The 16,406-nt window shown below is 66.0% G+C and carries 14 protein-coding genes; all 14 read left to right on the top strand.

Annotated features, from left to right (window positions below; translation table 11 throughout):
• The first annotated feature begins 20 nt into the window (after positions 1 to 20).
• The 14 genes from HS053_RS09760 to HS053_RS09695 all read left to right on the top strand — a co-directional run bounded on the left by HS053_RS09760 (position 21) and on the right by HS053_RS09695 (position 16,395).
• On the top strand, positions 21 to 1,628 hold the full coding sequence (locus HS053_RS09760) for a peptide ABC transporter substrate-binding protein (protein WP_174211050.1): 1,608 nt from the start codon (positions 21 to 23) through the stop codon (positions 1,626 to 1,628).
• A 13-nt stretch (positions 1,629 to 1,641) separates the two neighbouring features.
• Positions 1,642 to 2,565, top strand: a complete 924-nt coding sequence (locus HS053_RS09755; RefSeq protein ID WP_174211049.1) for an ABC transporter permease — start codon at positions 1,642 to 1,644, stop codon at positions 2,563 to 2,565.
• A complete protein-coding gene (locus HS053_RS09750) occupies positions 2,555 to 3,415 on the top strand; it encodes an ABC transporter permease (RefSeq protein ID WP_174211048.1) in 861 nt (286 codons plus the stop codon). The genes HS053_RS09755 and HS053_RS09750 overlap by 11 nt, the downstream gene beginning before the upstream one ends.
• The gene (locus HS053_RS09745; protein ID WP_174211047.1) at positions 3,405 to 4,376 is read left to right on the top strand and encodes an ABC transporter ATP-binding protein; all 972 of its coding nucleotides are present in this window, start codon (positions 3,405 to 3,407) and stop codon (positions 4,374 to 4,376) included. Before HS053_RS09750 ends, HS053_RS09745 begins: the two co-directional genes overlap by 11 nt.
• Positions 4,373 to 5,347 carry an ABC transporter ATP-binding protein gene (locus tag HS053_RS09740; RefSeq protein WP_174211046.1) on the top strand — a complete coding sequence of 325 codons (975 nt, stop codon included), beginning with the start codon at positions 4,373 to 4,375 and terminating at the stop codon, positions 5,345 to 5,347. The genes HS053_RS09745 and HS053_RS09740 overlap by 4 nt, the downstream gene beginning before the upstream one ends.
• Positions 5,348 to 5,350: 3 nt before the next feature.
• Positions 5,351 to 7,138, top strand: a complete 1,788-nt coding sequence (locus HS053_RS09735; protein WP_174211045.1) for a S9 family peptidase — start codon at positions 5,351 to 5,353, stop codon at positions 7,136 to 7,138.
• A 122-nt stretch (positions 7,139 to 7,260) separates the two neighbouring features.
• Positions 7,261 to 9,288, top strand: a complete 2,028-nt coding sequence (locus tag HS053_RS09730; RefSeq protein WP_174211044.1) for a TonB-dependent receptor domain-containing protein — start codon at positions 7,261 to 7,263, stop codon at positions 9,286 to 9,288.
• A 59-nt stretch (positions 9,289 to 9,347) separates the two neighbouring features.
• Positions 9,348 to 10,394, top strand: coding sequence for a hemin-degrading factor (locus HS053_RS09725; RefSeq protein WP_174211043.1), 1,047 nt, complete (start codon positions 9,348 to 9,350; stop codon positions 10,392 to 10,394).
• Positions 10,391 to 11,233 (top strand): ABC transporter substrate-binding protein, encoded by an 843-nt coding sequence (locus tag HS053_RS09720; protein WP_174211042.1) that lies wholly within the window; start codon positions 10,391 to 10,393, stop codon positions 11,231 to 11,233. The genes HS053_RS09725 and HS053_RS09720 overlap by 4 nt, the downstream gene beginning before the upstream one ends.
• Before the next feature lie 2 nt (positions 11,234 to 11,235).
• Complete coding sequence (locus HS053_RS09715) at positions 11,236 to 12,297, top strand: FecCD family ABC transporter permease (RefSeq protein ID WP_174211041.1); 1,062 nt, start codon at positions 11,236 to 11,238, stop codon at positions 12,295 to 12,297.
• A gap of 3 nt (positions 12,298 to 12,300) precedes the next feature.
• A complete protein-coding gene (locus HS053_RS09710) occupies positions 12,301 to 13,080 on the top strand; it encodes a heme ABC transporter ATP-binding protein (protein ID WP_174211040.1) in 780 nt (259 codons plus the stop codon).
• 281 nt (positions 13,081 to 13,361) lie between these two features.
• On the top strand, positions 13,362 to 14,240 hold the full coding sequence (locus HS053_RS09705) for a 5-bromo-4-chloroindolyl phosphate hydrolysis family protein (protein WP_174211039.1): 879 nt from the start codon (positions 13,362 to 13,364) through the stop codon (positions 14,238 to 14,240).
• Between the two features lie 35 nt (positions 14,241 to 14,275).
• Positions 14,276 to 15,466: a toxic anion resistance protein gene (locus HS053_RS09700; RefSeq protein WP_174211038.1), complete on the top strand. Its 1,191-nt coding sequence runs from the start codon at positions 14,276 to 14,278 to the stop codon at positions 15,464 to 15,466.
• A complete protein-coding gene (locus HS053_RS09695; RefSeq protein WP_174211037.1) occupies positions 15,463 to 16,395 on the top strand; it encodes a DUF2927 domain-containing protein in 933 nt (310 codons plus the stop codon). The genes HS053_RS09700 and HS053_RS09695 overlap by 4 nt, the downstream gene beginning before the upstream one ends.
• The last annotated feature ends 11 nt before the right edge of the window (positions 16,396 to 16,406 follow it).

Raw genomic sequence — 16,406 nt, 5'->3', positions numbered from 1 at the left:
AAACCAACCGGGAGATTGCGATGCGACTGAAGACACCCTTTACCTTTCGCGGCCTTCTCTTGGCTGCGGGCCTGATGGCCGCCACCCTGCTGGCCGCCCCGGCCCGCGCCGATGACACGCTGGACCGTGGCATCGGGTCCGAATGGTCCTCACTTGATCCGCATGTGAATTTCGACGCGGCGGCGGGCTGGATTCAATCCGATGTCTATGAGGGGCTGGTGACCTTCGATCCCATGGGCAAGATCATCCCGGGCGCCGCCGAAAGCTGGGAGGCGAGTGCCGACGGCAAGACCTATACCTTCCATCTGCGCGAGGGGCTGAAATGGTCCAACGGCGACCCGCTGGTGGCGCAGGAATTCGTCGATGGCATCTTTCGCACGCTGAACCCGGCGACAGCTTCGGAAAAGGGCTACTACTTCTATTCGACGATCAAGGTCACCGGGGCCGAGGCGATTGCCAATGGCGAGACGACCAACATCGCCACCCTTGGCGTCACGGCGCCCGATGCGCGCACCGTTGTCATCGCCATGGACACCCCCGCGCCGCATATCCTTGACCTGATGGGCAGTTTTCAGGTGACGCCGCTGCACGGCGCCAGCTTTGCCGCCAATGGCGCGGCGGGCTTCATCGACCCGGGCAAGGTGGTGTCAAACGGCGCCTATGTGATCAAGGAGGTGGTGCCGCAAAGCCATGTCCTCTTGGAGCGGAACCCGAACTACTGGGACGCGGCCAATGTGAATATCCCCTTCGTCAAATATCACGTCACCGAAGATGTCTCGACTGAGCTGAAACGCTATCAGGCGGGCGAGCTGGACGTGACCTATGACATTCCGCTTGGCCAGCTTGAACAGCTCAAGGCCGAAATCCCGGATGAGGTGAAGACCTTCGCCTCGACCTATCTGATCTATTACAGCTTCAACCTGTCCAAGCCGGAATTGGCCAATATCGACCTGCGCCGCGCGCTGTCGCTGGCCATCGACCGCGAGGTGCTGGAAGGCAAGATCGTCAAGGGCGAGGCGGTGCCGAAGCTGAACTATGCCGGCGGGTTCGACCCCGAATATCATGGCCCCGACATTGCCGAAGCCGCCATGACCCAGGCCGAGCGTGAGGCGCTGGCGAAAGAGCTTTATGCCAAGGCGGGCTATGGGCCGGACAATCCGCTCAAACTGTCGATCGCCAGCACGGTGGCCGAAATCAACACCCGCCGCGCGCAGGGCATTGCCCTGATGTGGAAAAAGGTGCTGGGCGTCGATGCGGTGGTCAATGCGCAGGAACGCAAGGCTTGGCTGGACCTGTTCTATACCGATGACTGGGACGTGTTTGCCGACAACCTCGTGGGCGATTTCGCCGGGCCGGAAACCTTCCTGTCCTATATGCGCCCTTCGGCCGAGCCGGGCTATGACTGGGTGAAACCGGAATATGACGCCGCTATGGACGTGGCCGCGACCAAACCCGACAAGGCCAGTCGGTATGAGGCGCTGGCGGCGGCAGAAAAGATCCTGCTGGACGACTACATCTTTGCGCCCCTTGCGATTGAACCCTATCGCCATCTGGTCAAACCCAATGTGAAAGGGTTCGAGGCTTCGGCCGCAGGCTATCACAACTCGCAATACATGACGCTGGAGTGATGCGCCCCGCGCCATGATTCCCTTTATCGCAAGACGCCTCTGGAACGGGTTCCTCACGCTGGCCGCACTGGCAACGCTGACCTTCTTTGTCATGCGGCTGACGCCGGGGGGTCCGTTCTCGCGCAATCGCAAGATCAGCCCCGAAGTGCAGGCCAATATCGAGGCCGCCTTCCATCTGGACGAGCCGGTCTGGCAGCAGTTCGGGCGCTATCTCTGGGGCATCCTGCGGCTGGACCTTGGGCCATCGACGCGGCACCGCGATTATTCGGTGAATGACCTGATCGCCTCGGGCCTGCCCTATTCCCTGACCATCGGCTTCTGGGCCATCCTGATTGCCGCGCTGGTGGGGATTGCGCTGGGGCTGGCGGGGGCGCTGCGGCGCAACGGGGTGACGGATTATGTCGCGGGCACCGTGGGGGTGATTGGCATTGCCATTCCGATCTTCATCATCGGGCCGCTGATGCAGCTTTATTTCTCGCTGCATCTGGGCTGGTTTCCGGTCGGCGGCTGGAACAACGGCTGGCGGTCGGTCGTGCTGCCGGTGGTGGTGCTGGCGCTGCCGAACATCGCCTATATCTCGCGGCTGACACGATCATCGCTGATCGAGAGCTTGCGGGAAAACCACGTCCGCACCGCCCGCGCCAAGGGCATCGGCGGCTGGCGGGTGCTGTGGCGCCATGCGCTGACGGGGGCCTTGTTGCCGGTGGTGGCCTATCTTGGCCCGGCGGCGGCGGCGCTGATCACCGGGTCAATCCTGATCGAGACGATGTTTGCCGTGCCCGGCGTGGGGCGGCATTTCGTCGATGCCGCGCTGAACCGGGATTATCCCTTGGTCATGGGCATCACCATCACCTACGGCGCCTTTCTGATCGTGTTCAACATTCTGACCGACCTTCTGCGCGGCTGGCTTGATCCACGGGTGCGCCATGACGGTTGACAGCCCGCGGAGCACCACCGCCCTGCAATTCCGCCGCTTTCGCCAGAACCGGCTGGCGATGCTGTCGGTCCTTGTGCTGTTGGCCGTGGTGGCCCTGTGCTTTCTTGGCCCGCTGGCATTTCCCTTCAACGGCGAGGACGCCGATTTCGACAATATCGGCGCCGGGATTGATCTCTTCTCGGCCCATCCCTTTGGCACCGATGATTATGGCCGCGACCTTCTGGTGCGGGTGATGGAGGGGGGGCGGGTCTCGCTGCTGATCGGCTTTGCCGGGGCCTTTGTCGCCGGGGTGATCGGGGTGCTTTACGGCGCGGTTTCGGGTTTTGTCGGCGGGCGCACCGACGGGCTGATGATGCGCGCGGTCGAGATTCTTTATGGCTTTCCCTATGTGATCCTTGTGATCCTGCTCAGTCTGCTGTTCGGCGGCGGCAACATTGCGCTCTTTGTCGCCATCGTCTTCACCCTCTGGCTGACGCCTGCGGTGATCGTGCGGGCACAGGCGCAATCGCTGGCCCGCCGCCCGTTTATCGAGGCGGCGCGGGCGGGCGGCATGACCGGCTGGCAGATCGTGACGCAGCATATCGTGCCCAACACCATCAGCCTTGTGATCGTCTACGGCAGCCTTCTGGTGCCCGAGGTGATCCTGTCGGAAAGCTTCCTGTCCTTCCTTGGCATCGGCATCAAAGAGCCGCAGGCAAGCTGGGGCAACCTGATCGCCGCCGGAACCGGGCAGATGCAGACCGACCTGCGGCTGTTGCTGCTGCCGGCCTCGCTTCTGGCCGTGGTGCTGTTCTGCCTCAACTTCATCGCCGACGGGCTGCGGGACGCCCTTGATCCAAATGACAGATAGCCTTTTGTCCATAACGGACCTCTCGGTCCATTTCCGCCTGCCGGACGGCGAGATGACGGCGCTTGACCGCGTGTCGCTGGATCTTGCCCCGGGCGAGGTTCTGGGGATTGTGGGCGAGAGCGGCTCGGGCAAAAGCCAGCTCTTGTTTTCGCTGATGGGGCTTCTGGCGGCAAATGCCCGGGTCGAGGGGGTGGCGCTGTTCGGCGGGCAGAACCTGCTGGCCCTGTCACCCCGCGCGCTGGACCGGGTGCGGGGTGTCTCGGTCTCGATGATTTTTCAAGATCCGATGACCTCGCTCAACCCCTATCAGCGGGTGGGCGACCAACTGGCCGAGGGGCTGGTGGTGCATCAGGGCATGGGACGGCGGGCGGCCCATGCAGCGGCAGTGGCCATGCTGGACCGGGTGCGCATCCCCGATGCCGCCCGCGCCGCCCTGCGCTATCCGCATGAGTTTTCGGGCGGAATGCGGCAGCGGGTGATGATTGCGATGGCCCTGCTGGTGAAACCGAAACTCCTGTTGGCGGATGAACCGACAACCGCGCTGGACGTGACCATTCAGGCGCAGGTGCTGGACCTGATGTCAGAGATTGCGCGGGAAACGGGAACGGCGATCATCCTTGTGACGCACGACCTGGGAGTGGTGGCGCGGCTGTGTGACCGGGTGGTGGTCCTCTATGGCGGCCGGATCATGGAAGAGGGTTCGGCCGAAACCATGCTGTCGCAGCCGAGCCACCCCTATAGCCGTGGCCTGTTGCAGGCCACGCCACGGATGGAGGCCGAAATGCCGCCGCGTCTGGTGACGATCCCGGGCACGCCGCGCTCGGGCGGGGCGATGCTGCCGGGCTGCCCGTTTGCGCCCCGCTGCACCGAGCGGATTGCCGAATGCGACCGGGTGCAGCCGCCGCTTGTGCCGCAGGGCGCGGGGCGGCTGGCCTGCCATCTTTACGGGGTGCAGCCATGACCCCGGTGCTTGAGGCGCAGGGCCTTTCGGTGGGCTACCGGATCAGCGGCGGCCTTCTGGCGCGCAGCCGGGTGTTGCCGATCCTGCATGACATCAACCTGCGGCTGGAGGCGGGGCAGACCCTTGGCATCGTGGGCGAATCCGGTTGCGGCAAGTCCACCCTTGGCCGCGCCCTCTTGCATCTGATCCCGCGCGACGGTGGGCAGGTGCTGTGGAACGGTGACGATCCGGCCAGCCTGCCCCGCGACGCCCTGCGGCGCAGGCGGGCGGAGATGCAGATCATCTTTCAAGACCCGATTGCCGCGCTGGACCCTCGCATGACGCTGGGCCAGATCGTTTCGCGCCCCTTGGCCACTTTCGAACCGGGGTTGAGCCCCGCCGACCGCAGCGCCCGCGTGGCCGAGGCGCTGCGGCTGGTGGGCCTGTCCGAAGATTTCGCCCGCCGCTATCCGCATGAATTGTCCGGCGGTCAGGCGCAGCGGGTGGGCATCGCCCGCGCGCTGATCGGCAAGCCGAAGGTGATCATCTGTGACGAGCCGGTTTCGGCGCTGGACGTTTCCATTCAGGCGCAGGTGGTGAACCTCTTGATGGATATTCAGGCCGAGCTGGGGCTGGCGCTGGTCTTCATCTCGCACAATCTGGCCGTGGTGCGGCAGATCAGCCACCGCATCATGGTGATGTGCCTTGGCCGGGTGGTGGAAGAGGCGCCGCGCGACGCCTTTTACGTCCGCCCGCTGCATCCTTACGCCCAGGCCCTGAAAGCCGCCGTGCCAGAGCCGGATCCGGTGGCGGAACGGCTGCGGCGCGGCCAGTCCTTGCAGGGTGAATTGCCCTCGATCGCCCGCCCTCCGCCGGGCTGTGTCTTTGCCAGCCGCTGCCCCCTTGTGCAGCCGCTCTGCCACGCCGAGCGTCCGGCGCTGCAGGCCCTGCCCGGCGGTCGCTGCGCCGCCTGCCATTTCATCGAAGAATAAGCCATGACCGACCTTGCCACGCTTTGGGCCGAACTGCCTGCAATCACCACAATGCGCGCGTCGGGGGATGGCAGATGGGCCTTCTGGACCTGCGGCGGGTTGAGCGAAACCGACGAGCTTTGGGGCGCGCCGACCGATGGGTCGGCCCCTGCCGCGCGGCTGACCTTTACCGAGGATCATCTGAGCCTCCGCGATGTGTCACCTGATGGCGGGCGGGTCATTCTGGCGCAATCGGTTCATGCCAATGAACACGACCACCTCTTGCTGTTTGAACGCGCCGGTGGCGTCCTGACCCGGCTGACCCCGGTGCAGGACAGCCATTACCTGTATGGCGGGGTCTTCACGGCGGCGGGGGATGCCGTGCTGTTTCTGGCGGATTTCGACTATGACAGCGGCACGGTCACGGCGGGCGGCTGGCTCTGGCGGCAGGATCTGATCAGCGGCGCGCGGGCCTGCCTTGCCCGCTCGGACAGCCCGTTCGAGACCGGGCCGAAACTGTCGCCCGACGGCGCCCGCATCCTGTGGCACCGGCATGAGGCAAAGCCGGGCGCCACGCAGTTGTGGGTGCTGAATGCCGATGGCAGCGCTCTGCGCGAGGTGCTGCGGATCAGCGAAACCGCCAACAGCCGGGGCGAATGGCTGGACGATGACCGTATCGCCGTGGTCACCGACCATGACGGGCGCGACCGGCTGGGGGTGCTGACCCTGTCCACCGGCGCGCTTGATTGGCTGGGCGGCGAGCCGGAGCTTTACCCCCATGCCGTTGTCCCCGGCAGCGAAGGCTTTGCCTGTATCGCGCATCGCCAGTCCCATACCGAGGCGGTGATCTTCCCCGGCGGCACGCGCTTGCCCAACCTTTCGGGCCGCCGCAGCCTCTTGCCGCATGACGCATTGCCGGGCGGCGGCTGGCTGGCCGAGGCTTATGACGGCGATGCCCCGCATGAGGTGGTGGCCGTGGCCGCCGATGGCACCTGCACCCGGCTTTTCACCCCGCCCGAAACCGCAAGGGCCCATATCGCGCCGCAGGATTTCCGCTGGACCGCCGCCGACGGCACGCCCTTGCAGGGCTGGCTTTACCTGCCCGAAGGCCCGCCGCGCGGCTTTATCACCTATGTCCATGGCGGCCCGACATGGCATTCCGAGGATTGGGTGAACCCCAAGATCGGCTTCTGGGTGCAATCGGGCTATGCCGTGCTGGACCCAAACTATCGCGGCTCCACCGGCTTTGGCGCGGCCTTCCGCGAGGCGGTCAAGGACGACGGCTGGGGCGGGCGCGAACAGACCGACATCCGCGCCGGGATCGAAGCCGCCATTGCCGCAGGCCATGCCCGGCGCGGGCGCATCGGCATGGCGGGCAATTCCTATGGCGGCTTTTCAAGCTGGACCGGAATCACCCGCCACGCCGACCTTGTGGATGCCGCCATTCCGATGTGCGGCATGTATCGGCTGGACATCGACTATCATGAAACCGAAATGCCCCATGGCCGCGCCTATAGCGAAGAGATGATGGGCGGCACGCCCGAAGAGTTCCCCGAGAAATACGCCAATGCCTCACCCGGGAATTTCATTCAGCAGATCAAGGGGCGGCTGATGATCGTGCATGGGCTGGCCGACAGCAATGTCGGCCCGGAAAACACCCATACCGCAGTGCGGGAACTGACGGCCGCAGGCATTCCGCATGAGGTGCTGCTGTTTGAAAACGAAGGCCACGGTGTCTTTCGCCGCAGCAATGTGGCCACCTATCTGCGCCGTTCGGCAGCGTTTTTCGAGGCGGCTTTCGCCAATCGCTGAAATTTCCGGCCAGAGCGCCGGGGCAATCTTGACAATAACACTCATCTAATCCATCAGACGGCGATCATCCGCCAGCCTCCCGCCAGCGAAGCCCCTAACCGCTTCACCTCTGGAGGTTACGCATGTCCGGTTCCGACCGCCGCCTTGGCGCGCTTCTCTTTTGTTCCACCGCGCTGTCCCTGCTGCCCGCCGCAGAATTGGCCGCGCAACAGACGACCACCGTGCTTGACCCGATTCTGGTGCAGGGCGCGGGCAGCACGACGCAGCCCGGGCGCGGCAGCGTCAGCGGCTCGGCCGTGATCGAGGTCAATGCCGGCGATCTGGACACGGCGCTGCGCAATCTTGCGGGCACCTATACCCGTTCGACGCCCGACAACCCCGGCATCACCGTGAACATCCGTGGCCTGCAAAGCTTTGGCCGGGTCAATTCGATGATCGACGGCATTCCGCAGAACACGCGCAACATGTCGGGCCATGCAGGCACGCTGAACACGCTGGTCTTTGTCGATCCGGGTCTGCTGGCCGGGGTCGAGGTGACGCGCGGCACGGTTTCGGGCGCCGAAGGGATCGGCACGCTGGGCGGTTCGGCCAATTTCCGCACGCTGGACGTTTCGGATGTGCTGATCGAGGGGCGCGACAGCGGCGCCCTCTTGCGCTTTGGCGCGGGCACCAATGGCAAGGACTGGAACGCCACCGCCGCCTTTGCCCAGCGCTATCGCTTTGGCGAGGGCACGCTGGGGCTGGTCGGGGCCATCTCTGGCTTCAAGGAAACGCCCTACAAGGACGGCAACGGGGTGGAAACCACCGCGACCAAGGGGCAAGAGCCGCAATCCTTCCTGCTGAAGGCGGAATATGAAGCTGCCGGTTTCGGCAAGCTCAAGATCAGCGCCATGCAATATGGCAATGAATTTAGCGCGCCGATCTCTTCGGGCTATGTCTGGGAGGTGGACACCCGCAACCTTGTGCTGAATTACAGCCGCGACGAGCTGAAGCTGAACGCATGGGTCAGCGAGAACAAGATTCGCTTCCCGATCAACTCGGCAGGCACCGGCGGCGTCTATGCGGGGCGCGAGGGGGTCAATCTGGGCACCGGCTTCGATGTTTCCAACGTGTCGCGGCTGGATCTGGGCGGCAATCCGCTGGACCTCAGCTATGGTCTGGGCTGGTCGAAGGACGATTATGACGGCAACGCCAAGTCAGGGGCCAATGCCGATGGCGCGCTGACCAAATCGGGAGTCTTCGTCGAGGCCCGCTATGGGCTGGGTCAGGTCATGGTGACCGGCGGCCTGCGCTATGACCATTGGCGGACCGAGGGCGTGACCGATTACCTGGCCGACGGCACCCCGGTTGCAATCGACAGCAAGTCGGGCGGCAAGTTCAATCCCAGCCTGCGGGCGGATTGGCAGGCCAGCGAAACGACCAGCCTTTATGGCGCGCTGTCCACCACGATGCGGCCGCCGACCGCCTCGGAGATGTTCTATCCGGGCGCCGTCTTTGCCCATAGCGACGTGACTTCGACCGCGATCAACAACAACCCCGATCTGGTGCCGGAAGAGGCGCTGAATGCCGAATTGGGCCTTACCTATGAATCCGGCCCGTTCTCGGGTTCGGCGGCTTTGTTCCGCAACCAGATCGAGAATTACATCGGCTACAGCACCGATCCGACCGATGGCAACCTGCGCTGGGTGAACCTGCCGGGCGAAACGGTGCTGTCGGGTCTGGAACTGGAAGGCCGCTATGACACCGGGCGGTTCTACACCAGCCTGTCGCTGACGCTGGCCAATACCGACAAGCCGCTGACGACCTATCCGGGGATGATCTCGGACATGGGCACGCTGCCGGACGATTATGCGACGCTGGATGTCGGGATGCGCTGGCGGGATGAGACGGTGACGACCGGCCTGCGCGTTCGCCACACCGGCGCGGGCGAGGTCTGGACCGGCACGGCAACCCCGGTCGGCATCGACGCCAGCACCGTGGTCGATCTTTATGCAAGCTGGAAAGTGCGTGAGAATTTCGACCTTTACGCCAATGTCGAGAATGTCACCGACAGCTTCTATCAGACCGCCAATGCCGCCTTTACCGAGACGACCGGCAATCTGGGTGGGCGTGGCCGCACCATCACCATCGGCGGCGCGCTGAAGTTCTGACACGCGGCGGGGGGCAAATCGCCCCCCGCCCCCCTTCCCCCTCATCAAGGAGCAGCCCCATGACCCAGACCTTCCCCGAGGCCATCCGCGCCGCCCGCGCCGAAAACCCCAAGGCGCGTGCGCGCGATCTGGCCCAAACCTTGGGCATTTCCGAGGCTGCTCTTGTTGCCGCCCATGTCGGCCATGGCGCGACCCGCATCGCCGCCCATCCCGACGGGCTTTTGCCGCGGCTGACCGCCTTTGGCCCGGTGATGGCACTGACCCGCAACGAAAGCTGCGTGATCGAAAAGGTCGGGGTCTATGACCAGTATCGCCCCGGCCCCCATGCCGCGCTGGTGGTCAATGAAACCATCGACCTGCGGATTTTCCCCGGCCATTGGCAGCATGGTTTCGCGGTCGAGGAAGAGGGTTCGAACGGCCCGAAACGCTCGTTCCAGATCTTCGACGCGGCGGGCGATGCGGTTCACAAGGTCTATCTGCGGGCCGACAGCGACGTGGCCCCGTGGGCGCCGCTGGTGGCCGAGCTGTCGCTGGAGGATCAGTCGCAAACCCTGATCACCGAGCAGCGCCGCGCACCCGAGGCCGCCAAGGGCAACCCTGACCGGGCCGAAGAGCTGCGCCATGACTGGCAAGAGATGACCGACACCCATCAGTTCATGCGCGTGACCGCCCGGCTCAAGATGAACCGGCTGGGCGCCTATCGCATCGCCGGGGCGCCTTTCGTGCGCCGTCTGGTGCCGGGTTCGGTGGAAACGCTGATGAAGCGGGCGGCGGAAACCGCCGTGCCCACCATGTTCTTTGTCGGCAATTCCGGCACGATTGAAATTCACACCGGCCCGATTGTGCGGGTGGTGGAGATGGGCCCTTGGATCAACGTGCTGGACCCCGGCTTTGACCTGCATCTGCGGATGGACCACATCGCCGAAATCTACCATGTGGTGAAGAACACCCAGCGCGGCCCGGCCCATTCCGTCGAGTTCTTTGACGGGCGCGGCGCGCTGATCGCGCAGATTTTCGGCGTTTTGCGCGCCGGGGAAAAGGCGGCTGCGGCGTGGAACGCGCTGGTGGCCGACCTGCCCGCGCTGGAAGAAGAGGTGGCATTGTGAGCCGCCTGCTCCTTGCCACGGCGCTGGCCCTCTTGCCGCTGACCGCCGCCGCGCAGGACCGGGTGCTGTCGATCGGCGGTTCGGTCAGCGAGATCGTCTATGCGCTGGGACAGGAGGGGCGGCTTGTCGGGCGCGACACCACCTCGACCTATCCCGCCGCGGTCGAGGCGCTGCCGGATGTGGGCTATATGCGCGCCCTTTCTCCCGAAGGGGTTCTGTCGGTCTCGCCCGACCTGATCCTGATGGAGGCGGGCGCAGGGCCTGCCGAAACGCTGGCCACGCTGGAAGGCGCCGGTGTGAAGATCGTCACCATCCCGGGCGCCGACAGCCCCGAAGGCGTGGAGGCCAAGGTGCAGGCGGTGGCTGCGGCGCTGGGCCAAGAGGCCAGAGGCGCCGAACTGGCCGCCCGGATCGAGGCCGAAACCGCTGCGGCGCTGGCCACGGTTGCTGCGCAGCCGGGGCCGAAGCCGCGCGTCCTTTTCGTCCTTGGCAATTCGGGCGGGCGGCTGACCGGCGCGGGCAGCGATACCTCTGCCGCCGCGATGATCGCCCTTGCGGGGGGCGTGAATGCCATCGAAGGCTTTGCCGGCTACAAGGCCCTGACGGATGAGGCGGTGGCCGCCGCCGCCCCCGATATCATTCTGGCCATGGAAAGCAGCGAAGGCCCGGGTATGCCGGGCGACGACCCGCTTTATGCCCATGCCGCGCTGGCGGCCACGCCCGCCGGACAGGCGAAACGGGTGGTGCGGATGCCGGGGATGTTCCTTTTGGGCTTTGGCCCGCGCACGCCCGAAGCGATCCTTGCCCTGAACGCCGCCCTTTACGCCAAGGGCAACTGAGCATGGCCACCGCAGCAATCGCCGCGGCCCCGGCAACCGCTGTCACCGCCCCACGCCTCAAGGTGGGTGCGGTGACGGCGGGTCTTGCGCTGATCCTGCTGACAACGGCGGCGGCCAGCCTGAGCCTTGGCGCCTCGGGCCTTTTGCCGTGGGAGCTGTTCAGCCGCGACCTTTCGCCCGCGGAACGCGCGATCCTCTTGGACATCCGCCTGCCCCGGCTGCTTTTGGGCGCGCTGGTGGGGGCAAGCCTTGCGGTGTCGGGGGCGCTGATGCAGGGGCTGTTCCGCAACCCGCTGGCCGATCCGGGGCTGGTGGGGGTGGGTGCCGGCGCCGGTCTGGGCGCGGTGGTGGCCATCGTGCTGGGTGGCCTTATGCCCGCCGCGATCCATGCCGCAACGGGCATGTATCTGGTGCCGCTTTTCGCCTTTTTCGGCGGCTGGGCGACAACGCTGATCCTCTACCGCGTCGCCAGCCTGCGGGGCCAGACCTCAATTGCCACCATGCTCTTGGCCGGGATCGTGCTGGGCGCGCTGGCCGGGGCCGCGACCGGGGTGCTGGTCTATCTGGCCGATGACAACCAGTTGCGCGACCTGACCTTCTGGGGCCTCGGCTCGCTTGCCGGGGCGAACTGGACCAAACTGGCAGCGGCGGCGCCCATCCTGATCGCCGGGCTGGCGCTGTCGCCGCTCTTGGCGCGGGGGCTGAATGCGATGGCATTGGGCGAAGGCGTGGCCCGTCATCTGGGCGTGCCGGTCGAAGGGGTGAAACGCGGCGCCATCCTGATCGTGGCGGCGATGACCGGGGCTTCGGTCGCGGTCTCGGGCGGCATCGGCTTTGTCGGCATCGTGGTGCCGCATATCCTGCGGCTGGCGATCGGGCCGGACCACCGCAGCCTGTTGCCCACCGCCGCCCTGTTCGGCGCGGCCCTGCTGATTGCCGCCGATACGGTGTCGCGGCTGGTGGTCTCGCCCGCCGAACTGCCCATCGGCATCATCATGGCGCTGATCGGGGCGCCGGTCTTCCTGTGGATTCTGCTGGCGCGCCGCGCAACGATGGAGATTTAGGCCATGCTTCTGGCAAGCGGATTGAGCGTATCGCTGGGCCGCCGTCCGGTGCTGTCGGATGTCGCTTTCGAGGCGCAGCCCGGCCAGATCACCGCCATCGTCGGACCGAATGGCTCTGGCAAGACCACGCTCTTGCGGATGCTGACCGGCGATCTGGCGGGGCAAGGCGCGATCAGCCTTGACGGCGACACGCCCGCCACCATGGCGCCCCGCGCCTTGGCACAGCGCCGGGCGGTGCTGCCGCAGGCGACGGCGGTGGGCTTTCCCTTCACGCTACGCGAGATCGTGCGGATGGGGCATGAGGCAGGCCATGCCGCCCACCGCCCCGGCATCGTGGACGAGGCCGTGGCCGAAGTGGGTCTTTCGCGCAAGATCGACGGCTTCTTTCACGACATGTCGGGCGGCGAGCAGGCGCGCGGCCACCTCGCCCGCGTCCGCGCACAGGTCTGGGAGCCGATGCGCGACGGTCGCCCCTCGTGGCTCTTCGTGGACGAGCCGGTGGCGGCGCTGGACATCGGCCATCAGTTGCAGGTGATGACACTGCTGCGCCGCTTTGCCGATGCGGGGGGCGGCGTGGTGGCGGTGATGCATGACCTGAACCTGACGGCGATGCACGCCGACCGCATGGTGCTGATGGACGGCGGGCGGATCGTGGCGGCGGGCCGCCCGACCGAGGTGATGACAGACCCCCTGCTGTCGTCGGCCTACCGCTGCCGGCTTTGCGTGAACACCGCGCCGCCCAAGGGCATCTGGCTCTTGCCGCAGGCGGCCGCGCTGGCCTGACAGGCCCCCTGCACTCCCCGCATTTGCACCTTTCCAAATACTCCCGCCGGAGGCAGCACCATCGGCCAAGGGCGCCCCGGTCCGGGCATCGAAACCGGCAGGGGGAATATTCCCGCCGATTTCCCCCCCGTGGCTCTGGCAAGGCCGTGGCCCCTTGCCTATAGTCAAACCGTCCGGCCGGTCTTGCGCGGAGGTGCCATGTCGTCCAACGGGTTTCGCACGGTCTCGTTCTTTCTGCTGCTGGCGCTGATCCTTTATGTCGCGGCCAGCGGAGGCGCATGATGGCACAACGTTTTGGCGGCAAATACAGCCCCGGCGCCCCGGATACCCCTGCGGGTTCGGCGGCGACGCACCCGGCACCGCCCCCGGTGCCTGCCAGCCGTGCGGCACGCCGGGCGCGCATCCTGTTCTTTCCGGCCTTCGCCTTTCTGATCCCGGCCTTTCGCGGCACCCCGCGCGAGATGGTGCTGTCGCTTGTCGCGGGCGGGCTGATCCTGCTGGCGGCATGGCTGACGCAAGAGGGGGTCAAGGCCCATGACGCCTATGACGCCCGCCGCGTCGCCCGCCGCCCGGCGATCCCGCGCAAGCTGTTCGGCGCCGTGCTGATCGGCGTGGCGCTGGCGCTGGGGGGGCTGGTGTCGCAGAACGGGCCGCTTTACCCGCTGCTCTTCGCAATTTTGGGCATCGGGCTGCATCTCTTGGCCTTCGGACCCGATCCCCTGCGCGACAAGGGGCTGGAAGGAGTGGACCAGTTCCAGACCGACCGCGTTGCGCGTGCGGTGGACGAGGCCGAGAAATATCTGTCGGCCATGAAGGACGCCATCCTGCGTGCGGGTGACCGCGCACTCGACGCCCGGGTTGACCGCTTTGCCACGGCCGCCCGCCAGTTGTTCCGCACGATCGAGGGCGATCCGGGCGATCTGACGGCGGCCCGCAAGTATCTGTCGGTCTATCTGATGGGCGCCCGTGACGCGACGGTGAAATTCGCCGACCATTACGCCCAGACCCGCGATGCCAAGGTGCGCGCCGATTACGAGGCGCTGCTGACCGATCTTGAAACCACCTTCGCCGAACGCTCGACAGCGCTTCTGGCCAACAGCCACAGTGATCTGGATGTTGAAATTCAGGTGTTGCGCGACCGCCTTAAACTGGAAGCCTGATCCCCTCTGCGGGCAAACCCATAGTGAGAGTGACCATGACCGATACCATCCGCGACCAAGCCGCCACCGCCCTTGCCGAAGTGGAAAAGGTGACCGCCGTCATCCTGCCCGAACCCGGCACCGCCCTTGTTCCGCTGGAAGAGGCCAGCGCCCCGCAGGCCGAGGAAATCCGCAAGCGGATGGCCGAGATCGACATGACCAACACCCAGTCGATCATCTCTTTCGGTGCCGGTGCGCAGGCCGAATTGCAGGTGATCAGCCAGGAAATGCTGTCGGGCGTGAAGAACAAGGATGTCGGCCCGGCGGGCGACAGTCTGCGCGACATCGTTTCCACCATCCGGGGCTTTTCCGGCGAAGAGCTGGACGTGAACCGCGAGCGGAGCTGGTGGGAGCGTCTGACGGGCGCCGCAGCCCCGCTGGCGCAGTTCATGGCGCGGTATGAAGAGGTGCAGGGCCAGATCGACAAGATCACCGAAAACCTGCTGACGCACGAACATACGCTCTTGAAAGACATCAAGTCGCTGGACCTGCTCTATGAAAAGACCCTGCGCTTCTATGACGAGCTGGCGCTTTACATCGCGGCGGGCGAGGCCAAGCTGAAAGACCTCGACGCCACGGTGATCCCGGCCAAAGAGGCCGAGGTGCAGGCCGCCCCCGAGGCCGATCAGGTGAAGAAGGCGCAGGAACTGCGCGACCTGCGTTCGGCGCGTGACGATCTGGAACGCCGGGTGCATGACCTCAAGCTGACGCGGCAGGTGACGATGCAGTCGCTGCCCTCGATCCGGCTGGTGCAGGAAAATGACAAGTCGCTGGTCGGCAAGATCAACTCGACCCTCGTGAACACGGTGCCGCTGTGGGAAACCCAGCTTGCGCAGGCGGTGACCATCCAACGCAGCAAGGAAGCGGCAGAGGCGATCAAGGATGCCAACGATCTGACCAACGAATTGCTGACGGCCAATGCGGAAAACCTGCAAGAGGCCAACCGCATCGTGCGCACGGAAATGGAGCGCGGCGTGTTCGACATCGAGGCGGTGCAGAAAGCCAACAGCAGCCTGATCGACACGATCGAGGAAAGCCTTGCCATCGCGGATGAGGGCAAGGCCCGCCGCGCCGCCGCCGAGGAAAGCCTGATCAAGATGGAGCATGAGCTGCGCGACACGCTGTCGGCCGCCCGCGCCCGCAAGACCGGCTTTGGCGAGGCCGTCGGAGGCGCGACCGAGGCATGATTTCCGCCGTGCTGCGCCTGTTTTCTGCCCTGCCGGTTGCCGCGCTGGCCCTTTCGGCCTGCGTGGCGACCACGCCCGGGCGCAGCCCCACACCGCCGCCACGGCCCGAAGCCCCGGCGCCGGTGACGGAAGACACCCCCGCCAGCGCCGCAGCCCGGGGCTATTACGCGCAGGTGCAACAGGCGCTGCTGTCGCAGGGGCTGTTGCGCACCGATGGCGGCGGGCCGGACACGCCGTTCACCGCGCGGATGCTGACCGAGAATTTCCTGCGGATCGCGCTTTATGATGAATACGACCGCGGCGGCGCCGGGTCTGCCAGTGGCGAGTTGCGCCGCTGGGACGGGCCGGTGCGGGTGGGCCTGCGCTTTGGCGCCTCGGTTCCGGCGGAACGGCGGGCGACCGATACCGCGCGCATCTCCTCCTATCTGGCGCGGCTGGCGCGAGCCAGCGGCCATCCGATCCGGCTGGACGATGCCAATCCGAATTTCCTGATCCATGTCGTGTCCGAAGATGAGCGGCGCGCGCTTGGCCCGGTGCTGCGCGCGGCGATGCCCGATCTTGCGCCGCAGGATGTGGCGGGCATCACCGATCTGCCCCGCTCGACCTATTGCATCGTGCTGGCGCAGTCGCGGGGCACCTCCGGCATCTATCAGCGCGCCTTTGCGGTGATCCGGGCCGAACATCCCGACCTTTTGCGCCTGTCCTGCCTGCATGAGGAAATCGCCCAAGGTCTGGGCCTGCCGAATGACAGCCCCTCGGCCCGCCCCTCGATCTTCAACGACGACGAAGAGTTTGCCCTGCTCACCCGCATGGACGAGCTGATGCTGCGCATCCTCTACAACCCCGCCCTGCGCCCCGGCATGACCGAGGCAGAGGCCCGCCCCATCGTCACCGAGCTTGCAACGCGGCTGGTTGACGGCGAAACATGACCCCATCCGGG

The sequence above is a fragment of the Tabrizicola fusiformis genome, assembly GCF_013328815.1.
Lineage (GTDB): Bacteria > Pseudomonadota > Alphaproteobacteria > Rhodobacterales > Rhodobacteraceae > Fuscibacter.
The sequence above is the reverse complement of the archived record's forward strand: the minus strand, read 5'-3'. Positions and strand labels throughout refer to the sequence as shown.

Coding starts and splice junctions, on each gene's coding strand:
- HS053_RS09695 (WP_174211037.1), top strand. CDS start 15,463: ATGATTTCCGCCGTGCTGCGCCTGTTTTCTGCCCTGCCGGTTGCCGCG.
- HS053_RS09745 (WP_174211047.1), top strand. CDS start 3,405: ATGACAGATAGCCTTTTGTCCATAACGGACCTCTCGGTCCATTTCCGC.
- HS053_RS09730 (WP_174211044.1), top strand. CDS start 7,261: ATGTCCGGTTCCGACCGCCGCCTTGGCGCGCTTCTCTTTTGTTCCACC.
- HS053_RS09705 (WP_174211039.1), top strand. CDS start 13,362: ATGGCACAACGTTTTGGCGGCAAATACAGCCCCGGCGCCCCGGATACC.
- HS053_RS09710 (WP_174211040.1), top strand. CDS start 12,301: ATGCTTCTGGCAAGCGGATTGAGCGTATCGCTGGGCCGCCGTCCGGTG.
- HS053_RS09750 (WP_174211048.1), top strand. CDS start 2,555: ATGACGGTTGACAGCCCGCGGAGCACCACCGCCCTGCAATTCCGCCGC.
- HS053_RS09740 (WP_174211046.1), top strand. CDS start 4,373: ATGACCCCGGTGCTTGAGGCGCAGGGCCTTTCGGTGGGCTACCGGATC.
- HS053_RS09755 (WP_174211049.1), top strand. CDS start 1,642: ATGATTCCCTTTATCGCAAGACGCCTCTGGAACGGGTTCCTCACGCTG.
- HS053_RS09700 (WP_174211038.1), top strand. CDS start 14,276: ATGACCGATACCATCCGCGACCAAGCCGCCACCGCCCTTGCCGAAGTG.
- HS053_RS09735 (WP_174211045.1), top strand. CDS start 5,351: ATGACCGACCTTGCCACGCTTTGGGCCGAACTGCCTGCAATCACCACA.
- HS053_RS09715 (WP_174211041.1), top strand. CDS start 11,236: ATGGCCACCGCAGCAATCGCCGCGGCCCCGGCAACCGCTGTCACCGCC.
- HS053_RS09725 (WP_174211043.1), top strand. CDS start 9,348: ATGACCCAGACCTTCCCCGAGGCCATCCGCGCCGCCCGCGCCGAAAAC.
- HS053_RS09760 (WP_174211050.1), top strand. CDS start 21: ATGCGACTGAAGACACCCTTTACCTTTCGCGGCCTTCTCTTGGCTGCG.